A 23,250-nucleotide genomic window follows, 5' to 3' on the forward strand; every position below is an offset into this window, starting at 1 on the left:
TAAACGCAATGTTTCAATTCATCTCAATTTCCGATAAATCTTATTTTTCATCAAAACGAATTGGTTTTCTACCTTCAATTGTCGTAATCGATAATGAGTTTGTGATTATTTTTGGTGTTATAAAAATAAGCAACTCATCATTTCTAAGGGCAATTTGTGTATTTTTAAATAAGTTCCCAACTACCGGTAACTGACCCAAAAAAGGTACTCTGGTAATGGTTTTGCTCTTATCTTGCTGATAAATACCACCAAGTACTATAGTTTGTCCATTACTGACAAGTACATTCGTCTTAATTTCTTTAGTTGCAATTACTGGTACTCCATTAAATGTTAGGTTAGGTAATGCGTTATCCTGATTAATTTTCAGTTCCATAAGTATCTTACTATCAGGAGTAATTTGTGGCGTTACATTTAAACTTAATACTGCTTTTTTGAATGCTACTGCTGTCGCGCCACTTGAAGTAGCTTCCTGATAGGGGATTTCCTGTCCCGATTCAATTACAGCAGCCTGTTGATTTGCTGTAATAAGCTTCGGACTCGATATCAATTCGGCAAGGCCCTCGCTTTCTAAAGCGGACAGTTCAAGATCAAGTAAAATATTATCACCAAGCTGCGCTAATGCGATACCTACAGAAGCAGGGGGCACACCTGTCACCGGAGCAGCAACTAAATCCAAGTTTAATCTGTCTGTAAATGGTACGACATTTGCCGGAGCAACTCCTTGTGCCAACTGATTAGCACCAGCCAATGTACCACTTAAATGAGTTGGCTTAGAAACACCCCAACGAATACCAATATCTTGAGCAAAGTCTTTGGTCACTTCGACAATACGTGCCTCTATAAGTACTTGTTTGACAGGCACATCCAACTGTTTAATCAACTCCCTGACTTCATTTATTCGAGTTCCACTGTCTTGAATCCAGAGAGTATTTGTTCGCGTATCAACACTTACGCGACCTTTCTCCGATAAAAGAGAATTTTGTTTATCTTTAATTAAAATCGCAAGATCTGTCGCTTTGGCATAATTGATTTGAATAAGCTCTGAACGTATGGGCTCAAGCTTTTGAATAGTGCTTTGGGTCTTAAGCTCTTCTGCCTCCACTTTATCAAAAGAAGCTTTATAATCGATCAATATCACATTCCCTGTCTGACGCTTTGCTAAACCTTGTGTTGTCAAAATAATATCCAAAGCCTGATCCCAGGGAATATTATTTAATCTAAGGGTAATATTACCCTGAACTTTATCACTGACTACAATATTAATTCCAGTAAAATCAGCCAGTAACTGTAATACAGCACGTATACTGATATTTTGGAAATTTAAAGAAATTTTTCTTCCAGAAAAAACCTTCTTTTTCAATTTTTCCTGTTGTGCCTCTTCTGGCGTCAAAGGAACTACATCAATCATGAATTGCTTATTAACTTGATAAACGTACTGACCAAAAGCGCCTGTACCCGCTAATCTCATATGTGCATTTTTACCTTTTTGCTGAAAAGTAACGATTTGCACTGGGCTGCGAAAATCCGAAACATCAAAACGTTTCCTTAAGTTCTGAGGAACTTTCGTATTTAAAAATTTAACTATAATATATTTACCATGCTCTTCTACTTCAATCGGAACGCTGGTACTGGAAACATCCACTATTGCCCGACCGCCTTGCCTCTCAATTCCTCGAAAATCAAAATGATTGATTTCATAATTTGTTCTGACTGGACGATGAGTGATTAGAAGTTCTTTAGGGGTGTGGAATAACTCATTACTTTTGCCATTCAAAATAAGAGTATATACATTTCCAGAAATTGAGCCTAAATACGGCACTGGATAGTTTAGATCCAATATAGCCCGAACACGGGACCCCACTGCAACAACAGTATATTTATCAAGAGAACCTACTTTAATTTCTTTTGTTTTCTGTTTGGAAGGTAACTGCAGATTAGCGTCAATAAAATCAAGGACTATACGTGCCGGATTTTGGGTCACAAAGCTTGCAGGGTCTCGCTTTATAGGTTGCGCAAACTCAAAATCTATACGCAACTTCCCCTGTGGCAAAGGAATTACCTTGACTGATACCAAAGGATTATTCTGGGCAGAAGCCATCCCTAAACTCATACTAATTAAAATGAATAAAGCAACAATTCTCCGCACTTTTACTCCTAATTCCCAGTATATAATTCAAGCTTGATTTTATGTTTTTCCCACTTTCCTGATGTTTGTGTTGTTTCTATTAATTGAATTGAATTATTCTTAATTGATACAACACGGCCATAATTCTGGCCCATATAATTACCAGTTCCCACATGAGTAATGTCTCCGTTAGGTAATTTGATTAATGCCCATATTTCATTTCCTTTCCTTAAAGTGCCTACAAATTTTAAGGCATCTAAAGGATAAGCTTCCAAAGGCTCTTTCGGCCTATTTTTATCAGGAACATTAACATCAACCTCTTCTTTTTTTTGAGTTACAGGCTTAAATGGATTGCGTCTCCTGTTGCCATTATCAGGAAATTTAAAAGTAGGTAAAGGCGCAAAGGAAGGGATTGGTTCAATCTCTCGGGTCTTTCTGTGTTTTATCTCCTTGATGTATCGCACCAGATCATCATTATTACCGGAACAAGCAACCAGTAATAAAGACAATGAACAGATACAACCAATTCTTTGTTTTCGGTTTATCATTGTGTACGATATCGATATATTTTAGCTGTGATGCTCATCACCAATTCATCCTCCGAAACCACTTTGTTATCTTTGGAGGACACCTCTTCAATACTAAAGTCATGTAAGGTTACAATGCGATCCATCTCAGCGACCCGACTTATAAACATTGCTAATTGAAAATAAGTTCCTACTACTGAGATTTTTATTGGTCGCTCAATATAAAAATCATGTACTACCTCAGGTTGCGGCGCAAACAACTCAAACTTCAAGCCCGATGCTACCCCTGTTTTGGAAATATCCTCTAATAAACCCGGCATCTGATTTTTTTCTGGAAGCTGTTTGAGCATTAATGTAAAACGCTCCGTCATAACTTGCAGCTGCAGACGATAAGCCGGCAAATTAAATAATTGGCGTTGCTTGTTTTCAAAATCTACTTTTAAAGTAGCCTCCTGCTCTTTTAGTTTATTAAATTGACTAAAATTGTCTTGTATGATTAGCCAATAACCCAGAGCAATAATTAAAATGCTCACTCCCATAAGAACACAGATTTTAACCAGTAATGGCCATTGCCCAACATTTTCCAGAGTTAATTCATTCAGGTTAATGTTATTCATAACATTATCCCGATCTGGAATTGAGGGGCAAGCACAAAAGTTAATTTAAATTCATTCTCAGCAGATTGCTGTTTCTTTTTTTCATTTTCTTCTTTCTTGATTTCACTAAGAAGAGGATTATGGAGCCAGTCATTATTTTCTATGTTTCTCATTAACATGGAAACAAAAGTATTTGATTCAGCATAACCAGAAACGGTAATAACATCGTTTTTCCCTTCTATCTTGGTTAAATAGATCCCGGCAGGGGTTACATTGATCAATTCATCAAATAAATGAACCATTAATGTACGCGTGGATTGTAAATGCTGAACTACAGACATTCTGGAAATGATCATTTCTCTGGCTTTTTGCAAATTTTTTATTTCTTTTATTTGCACGTCCATGGTATTAATTTCTTTCTGAAGCATTTGATTCCGCGTGACTTGATTACTCACCAAGCCTGAGGCGTACGAGTTAATTAAAAATACAATGAATGCAGCGGCCACAATACATACCAGCAGCATAGTTGTAAACAGCTTTTTTTCCTGATCCCGCTTTAATTCTCGCCAAGGAAGAAGGTTAATTTGTGTCATAGAGTCTCACTTAACATCCCTTAATGCCAAACCACAGGCCACCATGAGTGCAGGAGCATCATTATTTATAGAATCCAAATTCACCATTTTTCCTGGAGTCATATACGAAAAAGGATTGGCAATCGTGGTACTCATTCCTAATCGCTCCTGAACCAAAGCTACCAATCCAGGAAGCTTAGCTAATCCTCCAGACAACAAAATATGATCTACCTCTCCGTCCTGGCTTGTAGAATAGAAAAACTGCAAGGTACGTTTGATTTGCAACAAAATATTTTCTTTAAAAGGCTCCAAAACTTTTTTTTCATAATCTGCAGGTAGTTCTCCATTTTCTTTAGCAAGGACAGCTTGCTCCAAAGACATTTCGTAATGCTCAGCAATCGAGTCTATTAATTGCTTCCCTCCAAATTTTTCTTCTCTAGAATAAACCAATTTCATACCTTGTAATACAAATAAATGTGTATAGCAGGCACCAATATCAATAATAGCAATTGTTTTATCTTGTCCAGATGCAGGTAAATCCTTAGCAAGTTGTTGCGCCGCTCTCTCCACGGCATAAGACTCTACGTCAATCACCACAGCCTCTAAACCTGCGTGAATCGCAGTTTCAACACGTTGATTCACATTTTCTGCTCGTGATGCAACAATAAGTACATCTAGCATGCTTGGATTTTTTTCGGAATGCCCCAAAATTTCAAAATCAAGGTTAATTTCGTCTATTGGATAAGGAATGTATTTATCAGCTTCCGTAACAATTAGCTCCTCCATCTCCTCATCATTTAAACCCTCATTGATTTGTATCACTTTGCTGATTATTGAGGAATCAGGAACAGCTAAAGCAGCTTGCTTACATGGTGTATGCAGGCAGTCAATTACTTTCTTAATGCACTGAGAAACCGCTTCAACATCCTTAATTGTGTTCCCATCCATTGCATTCGCTGGTAATACCTCAAATCCATAATTTTCAACAACAAATGCATCTTCCTGACCTGAAATTTCCAAGACTTTAACTGCTGTTGATGTAATATCTATTCCGAGAATTGAACGATGCTTAGGCTGAAACAATTTGAGCATGTTTCCTATTCCTTTGAATCTTCCATGCATTCAAAAAATACTCCTATAGGGCTATATGTTGATGTTAACGTAACCTCTTAAAAAATTACAATGTTTTTTGCCTGATTAAACTTATCATAGTGATTGCCTGTTGTCATTTTCACCTTTTAGTTCCACCACAACTTGCGCTTCTCAAAAACATTGAATATAGTGAAAGACCAACTTGTAAGGGGATTTCGCATTTATGTATTGAAAAAGGAGATTTTCATGACTAGGTTAGAAGAGTTAATTTATGCATTGGCAACCGTTATAGTCCGTTATCATGACAGCCAAGTCGACACTAGAGATAAACTTGTTGCAACAGATGAACCAACAACGTTACTCAAGAAAAAATCTTATGACCGTGCAATAGAAATAATTCAAGATACAAAGACCAATTTTGTTCCGTACTTAGAAGGAAGGATCAATGCGTGCACAAAAGGTTATCATGGTCGTGAGGAATTCCTTTCTTTTCTCTTGCATGAAATCCGTTTTCTAAAAGAACAACTGGAGAGAAAAACTCCATTCGATCCCGCAGAATTACAGACTTTTCAAGAGCAATTAACTCAATTATTAATTGATTTTCGACAATTGTTAAATATTAAAAAAGGATTTAAGTATCCAGTCACTTTAAATCCAGTCCCTTCGAAAGATCCTAAAACTCTGGAATTATCTGGTTTATTGAACGATCGATATGTAGGTAACAAATACTGTAACTCAGGCCAACTACTCATCGAAGAAGTTCTTTTTGTACTTCATATGACTGCCGAAGACACTAATGGTGAACTCAAAAAACTTGCTGCAAACATCTGCTTCGAACAGCAAATTTTTCTAAAGAATCAAAGCTCCGAATTAAAAGAAGAAAATGAAGAGTCAGAAAAAGAAGCCCTGAAATTAGAGAGTGAGACTCAAAAATTAAAATTAGAAGAACAACAATCAATAAATGGAGCTTTGACATTAGAGAACGCGGCTCAAAAATTAAAATTAGAAGAGTTGCAAGCAGAGTTAGAAAAATTAAAATCGTCAGATAAACAAAAGTCTGAGTCAGACCCCTCGCCACTGGAGTTAATTGAAGAAAATAAAAAATTAACTGCGGAATTGGAAAAAACCAAACAGGAATTATGCGAAGCTAAGTCAGAAGCCCGAGGAAGACGTTTCCCTGTTTACACCCCATACTATGGAGGTCTTGCTGCATTAAATATGCTTCAACCAGGAGGAGCTAATCGATTTTTTCAACAGCAATCTACTCAATTTACTTCGTTACAAAGTTTACCAAAGCCGGAAGATTCTGAGTCGAGCACATATAATCTGTCAATAGAGTAACGATACGGTTGATACGGTGTTTCATTGGATTTTCTCTTAAAAATTCAATGAAACACCGAAATTAATATAAAGTTACCCTCTTTTTTGCACAAAACTCGCAATCGCACAGAAAATCACTGTATAATACCCGCCAAATTTCATTTAAAACATTATGACTCTATGAAAATGGCATACTTCTGGCGTAAAGGTCTATGGGCGCTGATGAGCCTGTTTTTTGTTTTAATCGTGGCGGGCTGTCTATTTTACCTCTATCTTGAAAGCCAACTCCCCAACGTAGACTCATTGAAAACAGTACAATTGCAAGTACCCTTACAAATTTTCAGCAAAGAAGGTTTGCTTATTCAGGAATATGGCGAAAAAAAGCGAATTCCTGTTACTTATGATGAAATACCACCCATGCTGATTCATGCTTTGATTGCTACTGAAGATCAACGCTTTTTTGAGCATCCTGGTGTGGATGTTTTAGGCCTGGGACGTGCTGCAGTTCGTATGGTTAAAACGGGAACAAAATCTCAAGGCGGAAGTACAATTACCATGCAGGTTGCGCGTAATTTTTTCTTAAGTCGTAAAAAAACCTTTTTACGCAAATTTAATGAAATTATGCTTGCTATTAAAATAGATAGGGAATTGAGTAAGGAAAAAATTCTCGAACTCTACCTTAATAGAATCTATTTAGGTAATCGTGCTTATGGTGTTGGTGCTGCAGCAATGGTTTACTATGGCAAACCGCTTAAAGAATTAAATCTGGCAGAGCTTGCAATGATTGCGGGCCTTCCTCAAGCACCTTCAACTCAAAACCCCATCGCAAATCCCTTAGCTGCCAAAAAACGGCGCGACCATGTATTAGAGCGCTTGCTGGAAGAGCATTACATCGATGAAGAGCAATATCAAAATGCAATAAACCAACCAATTACAGCGAAGTATCATGGCACTCCTATTGAAGTAAAAGCACCTTATGTTGCTGAAATGATTCGCCAATCTTTATACGATAATTTTGGCCCCGATGCGTATACTAAAGGCTATAAAGTGTACACAACTATTGATGGAAAATTGCAAAATACAGCCAATGATGTAGTCGAAAAAAATTTAATCTCTTATGACCACCGACATGGTTATCGAGGTCCTGTTGCCACAATTGGTGAAAAAGACAGCAAATCCTTGCACTCAATTCAAAAAAATCTGGAAAAATATCCGGAGCTTAACCATCTTCTCCCGGCAGTTGTTACTGAAGTCCGTGACAAAGAGGCAACAGCTACATTACAAAGCGGCCGAACCATTCTTATCCCTTGGGCCGGTTTATCTTGGGCAAGACCAGCGCTTAAAAATGGTTGGGTAGGAAAATCTCCATCCAAAGCCATGCAAATTGTTGCTGTTGGAGATATTATTTATGTTCACTCAATAAAAGATCATTGGGAATTGGCACAAATTCCTGAAGCTGAATCAGCAATGGTAGCACTTAATCCTAAAAATGGTGCCATAGAGGTGCTCGTTGGTGGATTCAACTTTCAAAAAAGCAAATTTAACCGGGCAACTCAATCCAGCAGGCAACCAGGGTCCAGCTTTAAACCTTTTGTCTATGCTGCAGCTTTAAATAACGGTTATACCTTGGCAACATTGATTAATGATGCGCCTATTGTCGTTGATGATCCAAGTCAGCCAAATTTATGGCGCCCTCATAATGTGAATTTGAAATTCAATGGACCGACACGGTTAAAACAAGCCTTGGTTCAATCTAAAAACCTAGTGTCTATACGTATCCTTGATGACATTGGTATCAATTACACCATCGATTTCCTAGCTCGTTTCGGATTTAATAAGAAAACACTTCCTAGAGGCCTATCCCTGGCTTTAGGCAGTTTATCAATTAGCCCTATGGACTTGACTGCTGCTTATGCTGTTTTCGCAAATGGTGGTTATAAGGTCGAACCTTATCTCATTGATCATATTACTGACGCAGATGGCAAAATATTATTGCAAGCCAAACCAACCGTTGTTTGTAATAACTGCGACAACAGTGTGGACCATTCAACACTGGCTCCACGAGTTATTCCCGAGGATCTTAACTTTTTAATATATACTGCTTTAAAAGATGTTATTCAGCATGGTACTGCCCGCGCAGCTCGTGTACTTAATCGCCAAGACATAGCAGGTAAGACCGGTACAACTAATGATCTAGTAGATGCCTGGTTTGCTGGGTTTAATTCTGACCTTGTTGTAACAACATGGGTAGGTTTTGATAACCCCAAATCCTTACATGAATATGCTGCGGGACTCGCTTTGCCTTTATGGATCGACTTTATGAAAGTGGCTTTGAAAGGAAAACCTGAAAATGAAATGAGACAACCTGAGGATGTAATTGCAGTTCGCATTGATCCAAACAGTGGTTTATTGGCGCGTCCTAATCAGGAAAATGGCATCATCGAGTATTTTCGTAATAAAGAAGTTCCAGCGGAAGAAGATCCAACTCCTGTCTTTAATGCGAGTAATGATCAGCAACAAATTCCAATGAGCGAAGATAGTTTGTTTTAAATTAATATAACCTGGAGTAAAGGTGAAGCCTTATCCAGGCCACAAGCTTAAAATACGATTGCAATGTTTCCAACTAATAATCTTTAAGAGTAATTGAATTTGCAGCTTTGTTTATACACTGAGTCAAGCAATTAATAATAAATTTGATTAAATAACCTGGTGCAATTCTCATAAGCTGTTCGAGTAACCAAGAAAGTAAATTACAATTCTCTTTGAGCGCTGCATCAAAATAAAAATCAGGTGAATCAGACATCATTTTCAGAAATTTGGGATCTCTCAGCCAATCCACTCATAAACAGTTCTAAGCATTTGGTGCTGCTTTCCACATTACGAAGTTCGACTTTCTCTGGAGAAAAAATCCAAAGCATGCTTTAGCATGCGGTTCTCCTGAAGCGCTCCAAACTGACGCAACTCTACCTAACTTCGAGTATTGCATTTCTAATCGATCCAAATTCAAATAATTGCGAATAGTAAATAATGTGAGTTTTTATAAATAAATCCTAGGCAACGTCCCTAAAGTTTATTATAGCGTGGGGGACACACAGCGAAACCCCAGGTTACTGGATTTCTCAATCCCGGGTTACGGCTTTGCCTTCACCCAGGCTACAATTGATAGAGTAAATCAGACAAACAATGAAGTTTTATCGACCAGCCAATGCGATTGTTGCCGGTGTATGCTCATAGCCTAAATCACGGGCAACTGCATCAAAGGTAATTTTACCCTGATGAACATTTAAGCCATTAAGTAAATGCTTATCATTCAATAAAGCCAGCTTAACACCTTTAGTTACGATACTTAAAATGAAAGGTAAGGTTGCATTATTCAAAGCAAAGGTTGATGTTCTTGGCACAGCGCCCGGCATATTTGCAACACAATAGTGCACCACATTATCGACAACATATGTAGGCTCTTGATGTGTTGTAGGTCGGCTTGTTTCGAAACATCCACCTTGGTCAATAGCTACATCCACCAGTACCGAACCAGGGCGCATTGATTTAAGCATGGCGCGAGTCATTAATTTGGGAGCTGCTGCGCCAGGAACTAATACCGCACCAATCACTAAATCAGCACTGGCTGTATATTTTTCTATGGCATCCGCAGTAGAATAAACCGTATTGATCTTAGAACCAAATTGGAAGTCCAACTCGTTTAAACGTTGTAAGGAGCGATCAAGTACTGTCACTCGAGCTTCCATACCCATTGCCATACGTACTGCATTAGTACCAACTACTCCTCCTCCAATGACCACGACATTTGCCGCAGCTACCCCAGGAACACCACCGAGTAAAACACCACTACCACCTTGAGCCATCTCTAAGCAATGCGCTCCTGCCTGAATGGACATACGCCCAGCAACTTGTGACATAGGAGCCAATAAAGGCAAACCACCAGTATCTTCCGTTACCGTTTCATAAGCTATAGCAGTAACTCCAGACTCTTTAAGCATTCGTGCTTGGTGAGGATCTGGGGCCAAATGCAAATAGGTAAATAAAGTTTGACCTTCGCGAAGACGTTTGCACTCTATGGGTTGCGGTTCTTTTACTTTAATAATGAGTTCGGCTCTAGAAAATACTTCATCCGCACTATCAACAACCTCTGCTCCGGCATGTCGATAATCATCATCAGAAATCCCAATTCCCAATCCAGCACCCTTCTCTACTATAGCAGCGCTACCTACTCGTATAATTTCCCTAATACTAGAAGGAACAAGACCTACACGATTTTCTTGAGGTTTAATTTCTTTTGGAACACCTACTAACATACTTTCTCCCTCTAACGGTTTTTTAATTGTGCTATTAACTGTGGCACGAGTTCAAATAAATCACCAACCAAACCATAGTCAGCAATTTGAAAAATAGGGGCATCTTCATCCTTATTAATTGCAACAATAATCTTGGAGTCTTTCATCCCTGCCAAATGCTGTACCGCTCCAGAAATTCCCACAGCAATATAAAGCATTGGTGCAACTATCCTTCCGGTTTGCCCCACCTGATAATCATTAGGAACAAACCCGGCATCTACGGCAGCACGGGATGCTCCTACAGCAGCACCAAGTACATCAGCTAATTCTTCGATCAACTTAAACTTCTCGGCACTTTGAAGTCCTCTTCCCCCAGAAACAACAATTTTAGCGCTTCCCAGATCAGGGCGTTCAGACTTACTTAGCTCATGTTTAACAAATTGTCCGCTTTTTGCAATAAATTCTTTATCGATTTGTTCAATGCAACAACTAGCCTGGCTTGCAGTTACTGGATTAAAAGCCGTTACTCTAATCGTCAAAACCTTTATTGGGTCAAGGACTCGTACAGTCTCTATAGCATTACCAGCATATATTGGATGTTCAAAGGTCTCTTGATCGATAATCTTGCTCACATCAGAAACTTGAGACACATCTAATTGTGCTGCAACACGTGGTGCGATATTTTTACCAAAAGTACTTGCAGGTACTAATATGGCTTTAAATGAATGCGCAAATGAGAAAACTAAATCACTTATTTGCTCTGCCAATGGATGTTCATAACATGGTTTATCAATACACCAAACAGCATGCGCTCCTGCAAGAGTTGCGGCTTGTTCCGCTACCGCTTTGCATTGATTTCCTATAACGAGTAAAGTCGGTTCGCCGCCCAGCTCCAATGCCGCAGCTAAAACATTACGAGTAGATGGATGTAATGTTTGGTTATCATGTTCAACGAGTACTAAAGTGCTCATCACGTGTCCCCTTATCAAAGCACTTTGGCTTCATGCTGTAGTTTATTCAATAACTCAGCCACTGATTCAACTTTCACCCCAGCACTGCGAGCATCAGGTTCAGTGACTTTTAATATCTCAACGTGTTTTTTAAGTGACAGTCCAAGACTATTCAGTTCCAAGTTTTCCAAAGGTTTCTTTTTTGCTTTCATGATATTGGGAAGGCTGGCGTATCGTGGTTCATTTAAACGCAAGTCCGTGCTGACTACTGCAGGCAAGTGCACGTTAATTGTTTCAAGCCCCCCATCAATTTCTCGGGTTACCTGAAGACAGTCGCTGCTTGCTTCGATTTTGGAAGCATACGTTGCCTGAGGCCAATTTAATAAAGAGGCCAACATCTGGGGTGTCTGATTATTATCACCATCAATGGCTTGCTTACCCATTAATACTAAATCGGGTTTTTCATCATCGATAATCTTTTTTAAGATTTTTGCTATATTAAGGCTTTCTAATGAATCTTGGGTGCGAATCAAAATTGCTCTATCAGCTCCTAAGGCCAAAGCATGTCGCAAGGTTTCCTGATAACTTTCATCACCAATGCTTACTGCTACCACTTCTGTAGCCCAATTTTTTTCGCGTAAACGTAACGCTTCTTCTACAGCAATTTCATCAAATGGATTCATTGCCATTTTAATATTTTGTGTTTCAACTCCTGAATGATCCGATTTGACCCGAATTTTGACATAAGGGTCGATTACACGCTTCACTGCCACGAGAACTTTCATAATTCCTCACTGGATAATCAAAACTAACGCATCTTGCCAGAGATACCCTGCCAAATTCAAGGGGTATTTCTATTTTACCCTGAATTTGATAATGGTAAAGACCATGAATATAACGTCTAAAATTTAGACATTGAACATGAATACCTGGCTTTAAAAGCTACTTTATGTAGGAAATCCTAATGTGGTAAGCGACATCCCGGAGTCATCTTTAAGTAGACTAATCACACGTTTAGCCCTGTCAACTGCCAAAGCAGTTTTTCCTCCTGGAGTGTAAACGCCAGGATCTTTTTTAACTAATTCTAATGCCTCGGAAGCTTTTGCAACTTTTTCTTCGACTTTCAATTCATCATCTTTATCGATTACACGCATTCTAAGCAAAAATGCATCTAATGAGCGATGTTTTCCGCCTCCCGCTCTCCAGTTTCTAAAAAATTGTTGCTCTAATATTCCCAGACAGGATTCAATTGGCGCTGCAATCATTTTTAATTCAGGTGTTTTAAAATTATCGCTGGTACTTTGACTCTGACTTGCAAGAATCAATTCACGGCATAAATTTTCATCTGCTGCAGAATCCCCAGATGTCATCTCGGAAGGGGAGCAAATTAATGGTGTTAAAAGTGTAGAACCTATTTGCAAGCTCAGTTCATAGCACTGACGAGATGCCCAAAAAGTCATTTCGATTAAGTGAACTAATAATGTAGTTGTGGTTGTGGCAGAAACTATTGTGATTTTTTGCAAGGTATTACCAAGCTTTTGTAACTCTGTTGAATTACTGCCCGCCATAAATTGACCACCTTTTAATAAAGCAAAATAAAGCGCATAAACAGCAAATAATTCTTCAACAAAAACAAAGGTACTGAAACTAATAAAAATCATTGGAAGAAATGAAATTAAAGCACGGATTCCCTTTGGTTTTATTTTTCCTACTTCATCTAAATACCCGGTAGATTGATCAAATAAACCCAGAAGGCTCGCATAAAAATGACGTTCAGTAAATGTTCTGGAAGTATTTTTTAAGTTTTCCAACCATTTTTTAAGATCTTCTCGCGTAGTAATTTCATCAAATTTGATTGGTTTAAAATCCTGAGGTGAAGTTAACTTCCCATAGCATAGCGATAATGTTTTAAAACAAGCCCCATCATTGCGATTTTCAGACAGATTGCTCTCAATCCATTTTGCTTCCGGACTGAATTTTCCTATAAGGTCCGGATGAAAATTTAAAGATAAAATCTTATAATTCTTTTTTATTTTTGTTTTATCCGGACCATCTTTAAGCAACAATTTATTAATTAATTTAATAAAATCAGCGTCCAGTCGTAAAAGAGCTTCATTGTTCAAATCACTTGTATAACAATTTTTTTCTTTATCATAACTGGCATAGATGCTAACCAGAGTTTTTAATTCAGTCTCTATAGTCATAACCTCTCCCTAGGTTGGCTATTTAGGATCGATACTGCTAAAACTCGTTAACTTCTGAAATCCTAGTTATCGCATAGTACAATCCATTTTATTGAACCAATTCTTCCGTTTAGTGTATTCCGTATAAAAGCCAATAACCAACAGACTAATATAAAATGCACTCATCACATCACTCAAATAGTGAAAGCATAACAAAATTCTTGAGGCAGCAACCAAAAGCGCAACAACAAGTAACACATAAAAATATCGAGGAAAAAGTATCCCTAATCCTGCTGCTAAACTAATCACTGTCGTCGTATGTCCTGAAGGCAACGACCAATAATTTGAACTCAACTTAAACCAATAAAATCCAAATTCATTACTGGAAAATAACAATTCAGGTCGAGCACGACTCAACGCAACTTTTAAAATCAAACAAACCAAATTGGCTAAAAATACACAACCTAGTAAATACCAAGATCGAGTTTCATAAACAGTATTAACTTGAATGTATCGAAAATACAATCCAGCAATAAAAAACAAAATGATATAAGCGACCCATTTTCCCAAAGCAGTCAATATTATCAAAAAAGGAATATTGACACTAAGATCCAACTGGTAAAAATAAGTTGCCAAAGGCTTGTCTACAAAATAATAGGCTAAAATAACCAAAAATGCATAGGGAAAAATAACCCAAGGTTTTTTCATAAAATTAAATAACTTTTCAAATTGCGACATCGATCAAATCCTCATTTTTCACGTAAATACCGTGGAATGGTAATAACAACAGTAAAGCGCGTAATCCTGTGGCATGAATATTGTATAATAAGTGCTCATACCATTTAAGTTCCACTAACTCATGTATAATAAAAGCAATTAAATTATCTTTCCTCTCTTTTCTTACTTTATCCACAAAATTGAATACCTCAAAGAAGGAAGTTTCCAAAAATTTTATCTATTTAATGACATTTCCCTATAATCTTTGAAATTTTTAGCCTACTGTAACCATTCAACAAATCTTAATAAAGACATGTTTATCATAAGAAATCCAGTGTAATCAGCCATCTAAGTATCAATTTCAAATCGTTTACAATGTTGACAATAAGGCCAAGAAGAATAACAATTCAACATCATTCTTAGCTACAGGAACAAATGAACATGGATTTAACAAAATTTTCCGTTAAGTCAACGCTAGCACTTGTTTTCGCGGCAATGATAATTAAGGGATCTTATGCCCAAGACGTTTCAGTTGTTGGTAGTCTGAAACAGACATTAAAGCAAGTATCTGCACATTTGTCGCACGATAATCTTGTGAAAGATGAAAAGAGCATTCAATTACTGCGAGTACATCTTTCTGACGAAGCAAAAAACCTTCTGACCAACCGCGCCCAACATGCTTTAGCGCATACTCACCAATTTGCTAATGCTTCATCAAAAGCAGCAGCCTTATCTGTACCCAATAATGTTAAATTAGGTATGGGTAATGTACCCGTCTTGGATCAAGGAATACATGGAACCTGCGTCACTTTTGCAGTAACTGCAGCACTTGATGCCACCATGACTAAAGGTGATTATATTAGTCAATTGTGTAATTTGCAGTTGGGTAGCTATTTGGAAAAACACGGTTATGGCTTAAGCGGCTGGGATGGAAGTTATGCAAGTTATGTAATTGGCCAGATGGAACAGTATGGAATTGTTAATAAAGTAAAGCAACTGAAATTCGGTTGTGGCGGCATGAAATACTACCCAACATATACAGAGCATGATCCTGAATCTTTTATGGATCCTGAAAAATTTAGTGCGCTAAGTGAATTCGTCTTTGGCAAAGACGTTAATTGGTCTGATGTATTTCAAAAAACCGACCCAGGAAAAAACTTAAATGATGTGAAGCAAGCTCTATCTACAGGTGACCGATTAGTTTTTGCTGTGCTTCTTCCTCGTACTGATTTAGGTACTGTAGGAGCAGTAGGAAAATATAAAACATGGATATATAAAGATACCTGGGTCTTAACACCAGAGATAATTGCAGATATTGAGTATGTTGAAGCAGCTCATGAAATGATCATTACTGGGTATGATGATAATGCAGTTGCAGTAGATAATCACGGAGTGAAACATAAAGGACTATTGTTCTTAAGAAACTCTTGGGGCACCTCTGTTGGGGATGACGGTGAATTCTATATGTCCTATGATTATTTTAAATTATTATCCTTTGATATAACTCGATTTTCTCGAGCTTCGATATAACGGCCAAGAGCTCCAGAAAGTAGCCTGAGTGAAGGCGCAGCCGTAACCGGGAAGTTTTATATCTATGTCTCCGGGTTACGGCTGCGGGCCTTCACTCAGGCTTTTTTAAAACTTAAATTTGTAAACGATAAAAATCAACGGCATTTGTCAATAAAATTTTATTGGCTATACGGTCATCAAAGACATCCCAAATAAGGCTAATATCGTTTTTCTTAAAAGGTTGGGGGGCGCGCGTTGAGGGAAGATCCGTACCAAACATCAATGCATCGGGATTAATCGATGCAATCGTTTTTAGAGTGCTTGTGACATCAAAATTAACTCTGCCAAACCCGGATGCTTTGACCTTGATCCCTTGTTCAACGAGCTTAAATAAAACTGGAAGTCCGCTTTTTGATAGTCCCAGATGGTCAATGCTGACTGCAGGTAAACTGAGTATCAAATCGGTTAATTCCAAAAGATCAGAAGAATCAACATACAATTCTACATGCCATTTGGCAATCTCATAAACTCGATGCGCCATGTCACTTAAATGTTCAATTTTTTCTGAACCACCACGTCTCAGATTAAATCGAATACCACGAATTCCTTGCTGATTTAATTTAATAATTTGCTCGTTACTTGCTGTAGCAGGTAATTGAGTCACCCCAACAAAATTTGGGCCCAAGACATGTAACACATGTACCAAATAGGTTTGATCAAATGCTTGAAAAGATCCCGATACCACTGCTCCACCAAGAATGTGCAGTGGTTTTGTAATTTTTAAATAATCAACAACCGTAAATTCATCAGGTAAATATGATTGATTTGCAACCAAGGGGAAGCGGTAATCAATAATATGTAAATGCGCGTCAAACAGATTAATCATGATGCCCCCTACTTCTATATATTTCCCTGTTCTACCTTGTAGCCAGGGTACAGCGCAACAGAATCCGGGTTACTTATCATCGGTTTCCCCGGGTTCCGCTGCGCTGCACCCTGGCTACACAAAACGGTTAACAAACCTCACTTCCTCAACAGGTGCGTGAGATTGCTGCTTTGTGTTTTCGGTAAAGAATCGACACCTTACAGTATCTTCCTTGACTGATTCAATCAAAGTTGGGGTATCCCTATACCCACCGAGACAATACCTTTGCCATTGACCATCCAATTCCATTTCAATAAAACAATGATCCGGATTAATATCAATAGATACAGGAACTTCAGGGTATAAACGACTCATTTCTTCCTTAAAGGCAATCGCTCTTAAACGGCAACTTGCAACACCTAACTTTCTCGCCTCATCAAGATACTCCTTGCCATTATGGACGGTTACCTCAATGGAGTTGCGTAATCCGCCACGATCTCTGCCAAACTTAAGGTATTTCATTAATAAACAATGTATTTCTTGATGCTCATCTTGTGCCGTTAATGTGCTAAAAACAGGATGTGCTCTATAGTGTTCGGGCATGCGCAACAATAAATTGATAAAGACATCTCGAGGCTCTGTTGTGGGCTTTGTTAAGCGAATATAATGCAAATGATTTTTTTTAGAGTACTTTATTTCAAAATCATCCTTTTTTAATCCATTACTTGCGATGTCCAACATAGTTTCACTAGGGTGCACAGAGGGTAAAGCCTGCCAATTTTCTGTCAAACTTAATCTTTTTTTTCCTTTTAAGAGAATAAGATCTGATTCCTCTTTCCTTTTTTCAATCAGCTCATCTGTTATTCCCTCAGCATGAAACTTATAGTCACACTCAACCAGGTTTTCCGTAGCATTCATGCCCACTAACTCAAAATATTGGAATGGAGAGGATGGGTTTTCATGAATTACCAGGTCAGAATAAACTTCATCACGATAATATTTAGTAGACGGAGTAAAAGTCAGTGGACCAACTGGTTTGAATATGGGTTTTCTATAATGTGGTTGAGCGACAAAAGCTTTTGTATCAATACCACTTTGATACGTTTTTTGTTTTGTTTCTTTTTGGTTAATAATACTCTTTTTTAGATTTTGCAACGCGAATTGTTCTCTTTCATTATGCGTAGCATTTGCTATTTCAACATCAATAATAGCTTGTTTCGTTTGATTCAAATGATACTCATCCAGTTTGGACGAGAATATCGGTGCTACCTCATTAAGTTGTGTTTCAATGGGTTGATGATCATCTACTAACTCTTGGCAGACTTTATAATCAAGGAAATGAATCTGTGTTGTATCTAATCGTTGCTTTTGTGCTTGGGAAAGAACGGTAGTACGCGTTGCTGGTTTTAATTTAGAAGCCAACAAGTCCTCAAAATCTTCCCCATTTAGAGCATTTTTTATGGACTTTTTGCTCATTTGAACCAATTGTCCATTTTCCCAGGTATATAACGCATGCCCTGCGGTAAGCAATTCAATCATATGCGCTAACATCAACTCACGCTTACTTGTTGACCAACTGGAAAATGACCAATCAGAAAAAATATAAATTTGATCAGTAGGCACCGGCTCAAGATCTTCAACTACTTCTTCATGAGACTCGTTTTGAATAACAGGCTTACTTTTTAGCTTCTCTATTGCTTCGCGGATATCTCCATCAAAAATACCCTGTGTACGAGCAAATGCTCTCACATTGGCATAAGCAGTTGATGGAAACCATTCGCCCAAGACCCCTGTTTTTCTTTGCAATGCGAGAAGTAATGTAGCGATAAGCTCTAAAGCGACATCAACCTGAAATTCAATGGGATAGTTTTGATATTTGGGATCGCGAAAAGGCAAAAGGAGTTGTTTCAAATCAGATGCTTTTTTCCTATCTTTTTGGTTGAACCACCATTTAAACTCAATGCGCTGAATCTCTTTATCTACCACTGCTAATAATGTGCTCATCAATTCTTTGCCTGATGAGGGTAAAATTTGTAATTTAAACGGAGGTAGTTTTTGAGCTGCAACCATTGCTTCAAAATCATCGAGTTGCTCCTGATTCGCTGTATCTTCAACTTGACTTATATTTTTTGTCGCCTCACGAAGTCCTGCCTCCAAAGATTTGGGTAGAACATGTCTTCCTCTATTTACAAGATTAGGATTAACTTGATTTAAAACTTGCATCACATTATGTGAACAAAAAGTTTCCTCAGAAGGGGTACGTTTTTCTCTATCTTTTTTATCCTGTTTATTTGACCATTGAAAAAAAGATTTAAGTACAGCCCATAAACTGGTGCGGCTTTTTCTTTGCGCATGCAACCTTCCAGTCACTCGAACTTGTTCCTGGTATGCTTCAAGGAATTGTCGTCTTTGTTTGCTGTCAGTATGTTTAAAAACCAACAAACTTGAATTAACTGCAGGAAGAGTTTCTGCTTGTCCTGAAGCACGCCAAAGCATAACCAATAATTGAATTAATCTCCTTTTATTTTCTTTCGATGCAACAAGGAATTGTTTGATGAGATCTTCTGTCTCCTCATCCCCTGTTATTTTGGAAGCCAAAAGTTTTATCCATTTAACACCACTTTCACATGCTTTCTTTATTTGAACTGATGTCAACTCTTTGCTGCAGTAATTGAGAAGCAGGACTGTTAAATCCTCTACAGTCTTTTCTTGAAGATTTTTAATAAATACATCTATTGACGAAGAAAGCTGTCGCTCATAATTGTGGCAGATAATGCCGTGTTTATTCTTGCCAGTGCAAACAAAGACTGTAACTACTTCCATATGCCCGTGCTTATTACCAGCAGTTGTGAATGATTGAGCGGCCTGCTTTAATCGTACTAAAGGTTTGCGACTACTTGATACAACAAACACTATATCGCCTGGATCAATAGCACAATCCTTTAACAACAACATGGCCACTCTCCAATATTTAACTACCAGTGACCGTGAGGATGACCATGGTGATGGCTATCGGAGCATGTTAACAAGGTTTCACTGGTTACTACTGATGATACAATAATAGAAAGTAAATCATCATCATTTCCTGGTTGTTCTAATCCCTTAGTTATTTCTTCAATTTTACTGGGTTCAAAATCCAATGCTTTGAGTCGAGATGCGAGATCGCCCGGCTTAGAAAAAGCGAGTATACAGACTTCAGCCGCATGCGCTCTCAATAAAGGTAAAAAAGATTCTTTTTTATCTTGTAACGTTGATGAGCCAGGTGATGTCTTTTTAATCACATTATATCTTTTAATAACGTCATCAACATATTGGGTTGCATCTTGATTATCTCTAAGAGACTCACTTTGGCTTTTTACATATAACGCGTCATATCGAGATACTAAATCGTTTATTTTCCCTAAGGCATCTTTAAGCTCGGGCTTTAATTTGTTTAATGTTGGCATTTTGTCTCCTAGACTCGTTAAATTTCGGTCAGAATATATCATGCACAGACCAACCAATCAACTTTCTGATTTCAATTTAATCAACAGATTAACATGTTCATTTAAAATTAAAAATTAAGTAAATTGATAATAGGAGAGAAGACTTTCGTAACCTTTTACTTGTTATTGGAAACAACTATTCGATAGAATCAGACTACCTTTATTATCGGTCAGTTTTTAATGATAGAATTTACCTTGATCCAAAAAATATGTATTTGGGCTATCCCTATTTTATTTGCCATTACCTTACACGAAGCAGCCCATGCTTATGTTGCATATCGTTGTGGCGATACTACGGCAAAAATGTTGGGTCGATTAAGTTTGAATCCTCTTCGTCATGTGGATCCAATGGGTACTGTATTTGTACCTTTGTTGGTTGGTATATTAACACAATTTAATTTTGTTATTGGTTATGCAAAACCTGTCCCAATTAGCCCGAACCGATTTCGTCATCCTCGGCGAGATATAATCATGGTAACTCTTGCAGGGCCATTTGCGAATCTTTTCATGGCATTTTTATGGGCTGCTTGTAACAAAATCGCGCTCATACTTAATCCGCGCACATCGATGGCTGTACTTTTTCTTTATGCCATGTCCCAGGCAGGAGTATTTATCAATTTAATTTTGGCTGCATTAAATTTACTTCCTATTCCACCTTTGGATGGTAGTCGTGTAGTCAGTAGCCTTTTACCTCCCAAACAAGCCATGGCTTATGCTAAAATTGAACCTTATGGATTTTTTATTCTCATTCTTTTATTATTTACCGGAGTTTTAGGCATGATATTAACCCCGATAATTAATCTGGGGCTCATTACACTCAGTGCCATTTTTAGAATATGAACGCCAGCAATTTAATCTCTCAATACAAATACTATGAATATTCTTGCTGATGCCTCTCTGCCAGGATTAGAGCAGGCTTTCCCTATGCCCTTTCACCTAACCGTATATCATCATCCCAATGAAATCTCAGGATTACTTTCTGGGCAAGATGTTCTTCTTTGTCGCGCCAATTTAAAAGTAAATCAATTTTTATTAAAAAATCATTGTTTGCACTACGTTGCTACTGCAAGCAGCGGCACTGATCATCTTGATCGCCTCTGGTTAAATTCCCAAAATATTCAAATAATTGATGCAAAAGGCTCCAATGCACGAGCTGTTGCTGATTATGTTGTTGCCTGTCTTGCCTTTCTGGAACAACAACAACTTGTACGTGGGAATAAAGCAGGCATTATTGGACTGGGAAAAGTAGGAGCTCAAGTTGCTGTACGTTTGCAAGCAGCTGGTTTTGAAATCTTAACTTACGATCCACTCAAAGCAGAACGTGATCCCGCTTTTCAAAGTTGCACTATCGAGGAGTTGTATTCGGTTGATCTGCTGTGTATTCATGCTGAATTACATAATAATCAGCCTTATCCTAGTGCTGATTTGATTAATCAGAGTTTTCTTGATCGATTAAAATCAGGCTGTATCATGATTAATGCCGCTCGTGGTGGAATTGTCAATGAAGAAGCACTTCTCCATTCCTCAAAACCATTAATCTATTGCACCGATGTATATCTTAATGAACCGAATATCGACGCACGTATTATTGATCAATCCACAATATGTACTCCCCATATCGCAGGCCATAGTTTTGAGGCAAAATACGCTGCGGTTGCCATGGTTAGTACCGCCTTGCACCAAATTGCTGATTTAGCTCTCCCTCAATTTGCAAAAGTCTCGTTGCCCCAAACCTTGAGCTTGGAAAAAGACAAACTATGGTATGAACTTATATTAAAAATTTATAACCCTCGTGAAGAAACATTATCTTTAAAGCATGCTTCAGATAAAAAAGTCTCTTTCTTAAGTTTGCGTAAAAATCATCAAATACGCCATGATTTTTCTCAGTATTCAAAAGATTCAATTTTAAGCTATAAAACTAAATTATTATTGGGCATATAAGAAATAAGACAACCCAATAGTCTCGAATTATTTACATAATAAATACTATTAAATCTAAAATTGTCCATTGTAAATTAGTAAATCAAATGATACTCTTTTGCCGATTTTTACAAAAAAACAAAGGAGTATGTAAATGTCTTTAGGAGTAAAATTATCTACTTTTACAGCAGCGTTGATTCTTTCTGGTTCTGCCCTAGCAAATAATGCGTGTCCCGATTTGAGTGATCTTCAAGCAGAAGGAATCTCAGAGGTTCAACAGCTTGGTAATAACTATTTCATTGGTTTCTCCATCAGTCAATTCAATTCAGCTACCTGGGGCTTTGCTATCGGACCAGTAAAAGCAGATGCAGAAGATGATGCGTTAGATGCTTCAAATGAAATTTTAAATAATATGACAACTCCTGGATTTCCTTTGGAACTGGATCATGACACATTGATTTGTTTGTATGACACCGGTAATCCTTACGTTTATTCTATTGCTGTCAGAGATTATGCAATTAGCCCAATGAAATTAAAACAATACTTGCTAAAAGCTCATAAGTAAAAATTGATATTTACCCGGTTTAGATAAAAAAATTTATCCCGGAATCAAGTTGGAATAATTAGATTAAACAAGGAGTTATACTATGTCTTTAAAAACCAAATTAATTTCTTTTGCAGCTGCGATGGCTCTTACAGGATCTGCTTTTGCAGATGAATCAGTCTGCCCTAAACTAAGTGACATTCAAGCTGTAGGAATCACAATGGCTTCTCAACTGGCTTACAATTATTATATTGGCTATGCAGTCAATAATTACAATACCTCTTCCAGCTGGGGGTTTGCTATTGGACCGGTAGAAGCAGAGTCTGAAGAAGATACAATCGATATAACCAATGATATTTTAGCTGACTTAACATCCCCTGGGATTCCTGAGTCAGGTAAAGACGATGATGATTTAGTTTGTATCTACGAGACTGGCGATCCGAATTTATTTGCAGTAGCAATCAAAGGCTATGAAGAAATGTCACCGATGAAGTTCAAACGATACATACATAAATAGAACGTGTAGCCCGGGTGAAGCATCGCGAAACCCGGG

General features: G+C 37.8%; 20 protein-coding genes. 7 read left to right on the top strand and 13 right to left on the bottom strand.

Features of this window, described 5'->3' with window-relative positions; translation table 11 throughout:
- Window positions 1-40 precede the first annotated feature (40 nt).
- From Ltuc_RS09545 to Ltuc_RS09565, 5 genes are read right to left on the bottom strand one after another with little or no spacing between them, the layout of a single operon-like run.
- A complete protein-coding gene (locus Ltuc_RS09545; protein WP_058521034.1) occupies window positions 41-2,146 on the bottom strand; it encodes a type IV pilus secretin PilQ in 2,106 nt (701 codons plus the stop codon).
- An 8-nt stretch (window positions 2,147-2,154) separates the two neighbouring features.
- Window positions 2,155-2,673, bottom strand: a complete 519-nt coding sequence (locus Ltuc_RS09550; protein WP_058521035.1) for a pilus assembly protein PilP — start codon at window positions 2,671-2,673, stop codon at window positions 2,155-2,157.
- Window positions 2,670-3,269 carry a type IV pilus inner membrane component PilO gene (locus tag Ltuc_RS09555; protein WP_058521036.1) on the bottom strand — a complete coding sequence of 200 codons (600 nt, stop codon included), beginning with the start codon at window positions 3,267-3,269 and terminating at the stop codon, window positions 2,670-2,672. Before Ltuc_RS09555 ends, Ltuc_RS09550 begins: the two co-directional genes overlap by 4 nt.
- Entirely contained in the window at window positions 3,266-3,841 is a 576-nt protein-coding gene (locus Ltuc_RS09560; protein WP_058521037.1) for a PilN domain-containing protein, read from the bottom strand. Before Ltuc_RS09560 ends, Ltuc_RS09555 begins: the two co-directional genes overlap by 4 nt.
- Window positions 3,842-3,847: 6 nt before the next feature.
- The gene (locus Ltuc_RS09565) at window positions 3,848-4,912 is read right to left on the bottom strand and encodes a pilus assembly protein PilM (protein WP_058521659.1); all 1,065 of its coding nucleotides are present in this window, start codon (window positions 4,910-4,912) and stop codon (window positions 3,848-3,850) included.
- Between the two features lie 246 nt (window positions 4,913-5,158).
- Here Ltuc_RS09565 and Ltuc_RS09570 point away from each other — a divergent pair, with 246 nt between their 5' ends.
- Both Ltuc_RS09570 and Ltuc_RS09575 read left to right on the top strand, forming a co-directional pair.
- The gene (locus tag Ltuc_RS09570; RefSeq protein ID WP_058521038.1) at window positions 5,159-6,253 is read left to right on the top strand and encodes a hypothetical protein; all 1,095 of its coding nucleotides are present in this window, start codon (window positions 5,159-5,161) and stop codon (window positions 6,251-6,253) included.
- Window positions 6,254-6,412: 159 nt separating this feature from the next.
- Entirely contained in the window at window positions 6,413-8,782 is a 2,370-nt protein-coding gene (locus Ltuc_RS09575) for a penicillin-binding protein 1A (protein WP_058521660.1), read from the top strand.
- A 641-nt stretch (window positions 8,783-9,423) separates the two neighbouring features.
- Here the strand turns inward: Ltuc_RS09575 and ald are convergent.
- The 5 genes from ald to Ltuc_RS09605 all read right to left on the bottom strand — a co-directional run bounded on the left by ald (window position 9,424) and on the right by Ltuc_RS09605 (window position 14,395).
- Complete coding sequence (gene ald, locus Ltuc_RS09585) at window positions 9,424-10,545, bottom strand: alanine dehydrogenase (RefSeq protein ID WP_058521040.1); 1,122 nt, start codon at window positions 10,543-10,545, stop codon at window positions 9,424-9,426.
- An 11-nt stretch (window positions 10,546-10,556) separates the two neighbouring features.
- Window positions 10,557-11,495, bottom strand: coding sequence for an electron transfer flavoprotein subunit alpha/FixB family protein (locus tag Ltuc_RS09590; protein ID WP_058521041.1), 939 nt, complete (start codon window positions 11,493-11,495; stop codon window positions 10,557-10,559).
- Window positions 11,496-11,509: 14 nt separating this feature from the next.
- Window positions 11,510-12,259 (bottom strand): electron transfer flavoprotein subunit beta/FixA family protein, encoded by a 750-nt coding sequence (locus tag Ltuc_RS09595; protein WP_058521042.1) that lies wholly within the window; start codon window positions 12,257-12,259, stop codon window positions 11,510-11,512.
- A 162-nt stretch (window positions 12,260-12,421) separates the two neighbouring features.
- Window positions 12,422-13,678, bottom strand: coding sequence for a hypothetical protein (locus Ltuc_RS09600; RefSeq protein WP_058521043.1), 1,257 nt, complete (start codon window positions 13,676-13,678; stop codon window positions 12,422-12,424).
- A 66-nt stretch (window positions 13,679-13,744) separates the two neighbouring features.
- A complete protein-coding gene (locus Ltuc_RS09605) occupies window positions 13,745-14,395 on the bottom strand; it encodes a phosphatase PAP2 family protein (protein ID WP_058521044.1) in 651 nt (216 codons plus the stop codon).
- 420 nt (window positions 14,396-14,815) lie between these two features.
- On the opposite strand from Ltuc_RS09605, the gene Ltuc_RS09615 reads away from it, so the two are divergent.
- Window positions 14,816-15,904, top strand: a complete 1,089-nt coding sequence (locus Ltuc_RS09615) for a C1 family peptidase (protein ID WP_058521046.1) — start codon at window positions 14,816-14,818, stop codon at window positions 15,902-15,904.
- A gap of 112 nt (window positions 15,905-16,016) precedes the next feature.
- Here the strand turns inward: Ltuc_RS09615 and Ltuc_RS09620 are convergent, their stop codons facing one another.
- From Ltuc_RS09620 to Ltuc_RS09630, 3 genes are all read right to left on the bottom strand, one after another.
- A complete protein-coding gene (locus Ltuc_RS09620) occupies window positions 16,017-16,769 on the bottom strand; it encodes an amidohydrolase family protein (protein ID WP_058521047.1) in 753 nt (250 codons plus the stop codon).
- A 114-nt stretch (window positions 16,770-16,883) separates the two neighbouring features.
- A complete protein-coding gene (locus Ltuc_RS09625; protein WP_058521048.1) occupies window positions 16,884-19,703 on the bottom strand; it encodes a hypothetical protein in 2,820 nt (939 codons plus the stop codon).
- Window positions 19,704-19,723: 20 nt separating this feature from the next.
- Entirely contained in the window at window positions 19,724-20,194 is a 471-nt protein-coding gene (locus Ltuc_RS09630) for a hypothetical protein (protein ID WP_058521049.1), read from the bottom strand.
- Between the two features lie 219 nt (window positions 20,195-20,413).
- Here Ltuc_RS09630 and Ltuc_RS09635 point away from each other — a divergent pair, with 219 nt between their 5' ends.
- The 4 genes from Ltuc_RS09635 (at window position 20,414) to Ltuc_RS09650 (ending at window position 23,214) form a co-directional block, all read left to right on the top strand.
- Window positions 20,414-21,073, top strand: coding sequence for a site-2 protease family protein (locus Ltuc_RS09635; RefSeq protein WP_058521050.1), 660 nt, complete (start codon window positions 20,414-20,416; stop codon window positions 21,071-21,073).
- A 33-nt stretch (window positions 21,074-21,106) separates the two neighbouring features.
- Complete coding sequence (locus tag Ltuc_RS09640) at window positions 21,107-22,174, top strand: NAD(P)-dependent oxidoreductase (RefSeq protein ID WP_058521051.1); 1,068 nt, start codon at window positions 21,107-21,109, stop codon at window positions 22,172-22,174.
- Between the two features lie 133 nt (window positions 22,175-22,307).
- Complete coding sequence (locus Ltuc_RS09645) at window positions 22,308-22,718, top strand: DUF4949 domain-containing protein (protein WP_058521052.1); 411 nt, start codon at window positions 22,308-22,310, stop codon at window positions 22,716-22,718.
- Window positions 22,719-22,800: 82 nt separating this feature from the next.
- Window positions 22,801-23,214, top strand: a complete 414-nt coding sequence (locus tag Ltuc_RS09650; protein ID WP_058521053.1) for a DUF4949 domain-containing protein — start codon at window positions 22,801-22,803, stop codon at window positions 23,212-23,214.
- Window positions 23,215-23,250: the final 36 nt, after the last annotated feature.

The organism is Legionella tucsonensis, assembly GCF_001468035.1.
Taxonomy (GTDB): domain Bacteria; phylum Pseudomonadota; class Gammaproteobacteria; order Legionellales; family Legionellaceae; genus Legionella; species Legionella tucsonensis.

What these genes read in the sequence shown, in the direction of transcription:
- Ltuc_RS09625 (WP_058521048.1), bottom strand. Translation starts at nt 19,703, where the DNA reads ATGTTGTTGTTAAAGGATTGTGCTATTGATCCAGGCGATATAGTGTTT.
- Ltuc_RS09590 (WP_058521041.1), bottom strand. Translation starts at nt 11,495, where the DNA reads ATGAGCACTTTAGTACTCGTTGAACATGATAACCAAACATTACATCCA.
- Ltuc_RS09605 (WP_058521044.1), bottom strand. Translation starts at nt 14,395, where the DNA reads ATGTCGCAATTTGAAAAGTTATTTAATTTTATGAAAAAACCTTGGGTT.
- Ltuc_RS09600 (WP_058521043.1), bottom strand. Translation starts at nt 13,678, where the DNA reads ATGACTATAGAGACTGAATTAAAAACTCTGGTTAGCATCTATGCCAGT.
- Ltuc_RS09575 (WP_058521660.1), top strand. Translation starts at nt 6,413, where the DNA reads ATGAAAATGGCATACTTCTGGCGTAAAGGTCTATGGGCGCTGATGAGC.
- Ltuc_RS09555 (WP_058521036.1), bottom strand. Translation starts at nt 3,269, where the DNA reads ATGAATAACATTAACCTGAATGAATTAACTCTGGAAAATGTTGGGCAA.
- ald (WP_058521040.1), bottom strand. Translation starts at nt 10,545, where the DNA reads ATGTTAGTAGGTGTTCCAAAAGAAATTAAACCTCAAGAAAATCGTGTA.
- Ltuc_RS09620 (WP_058521047.1), bottom strand. Translation starts at nt 16,769, where the DNA reads ATGATTAATCTGTTTGACGCGCATTTACATATTATTGATTACCGCTTC.
- Ltuc_RS09645 (WP_058521052.1), top strand. Translation starts at nt 22,308, where the DNA reads ATGTCTTTAGGAGTAAAATTATCTACTTTTACAGCAGCGTTGATTCTT.
- Ltuc_RS09595 (WP_058521042.1), bottom strand. Translation starts at nt 12,259, where the DNA reads ATGAAAGTTCTCGTGGCAGTGAAGCGTGTAATCGACCCTTATGTCAAA.
- Ltuc_RS09650 (WP_058521053.1), top strand. Translation starts at nt 22,801, where the DNA reads ATGTCTTTAAAAACCAAATTAATTTCTTTTGCAGCTGCGATGGCTCTT.
- Ltuc_RS09560 (WP_058521037.1), bottom strand. Translation starts at nt 3,841, where the DNA reads ATGACACAAATTAACCTTCTTCCTTGGCGAGAATTAAAGCGGGATCAG.
- Ltuc_RS09615 (WP_058521046.1), top strand. Translation starts at nt 14,816, where the DNA reads ATGGATTTAACAAAATTTTCCGTTAAGTCAACGCTAGCACTTGTTTTC.
- Ltuc_RS09640 (WP_058521051.1), top strand. Translation starts at nt 21,107, where the DNA reads ATGAATATTCTTGCTGATGCCTCTCTGCCAGGATTAGAGCAGGCTTTC.
- Ltuc_RS09635 (WP_058521050.1), top strand. Translation starts at nt 20,414, where the DNA reads ATGATAGAATTTACCTTGATCCAAAAAATATGTATTTGGGCTATCCCT.
- Ltuc_RS09550 (WP_058521035.1), bottom strand. Translation starts at nt 2,673, where the DNA reads ATGATAAACCGAAAACAAAGAATTGGTTGTATCTGTTCATTGTCTTTA.
- Ltuc_RS09630 (WP_058521049.1), bottom strand. Translation starts at nt 20,194, where the DNA reads ATGCCAACATTAAACAAATTAAAGCCCGAGCTTAAAGATGCCTTAGGG.
- Ltuc_RS09565 (WP_058521659.1), bottom strand. Translation starts at nt 4,912, where the DNA reads ATGCTCAAATTGTTTCAGCCTAAGCATCGTTCAATTCTCGGAATAGAT.
- Ltuc_RS09570 (WP_058521038.1), top strand. Translation starts at nt 5,159, where the DNA reads ATGACTAGGTTAGAAGAGTTAATTTATGCATTGGCAACCGTTATAGTC.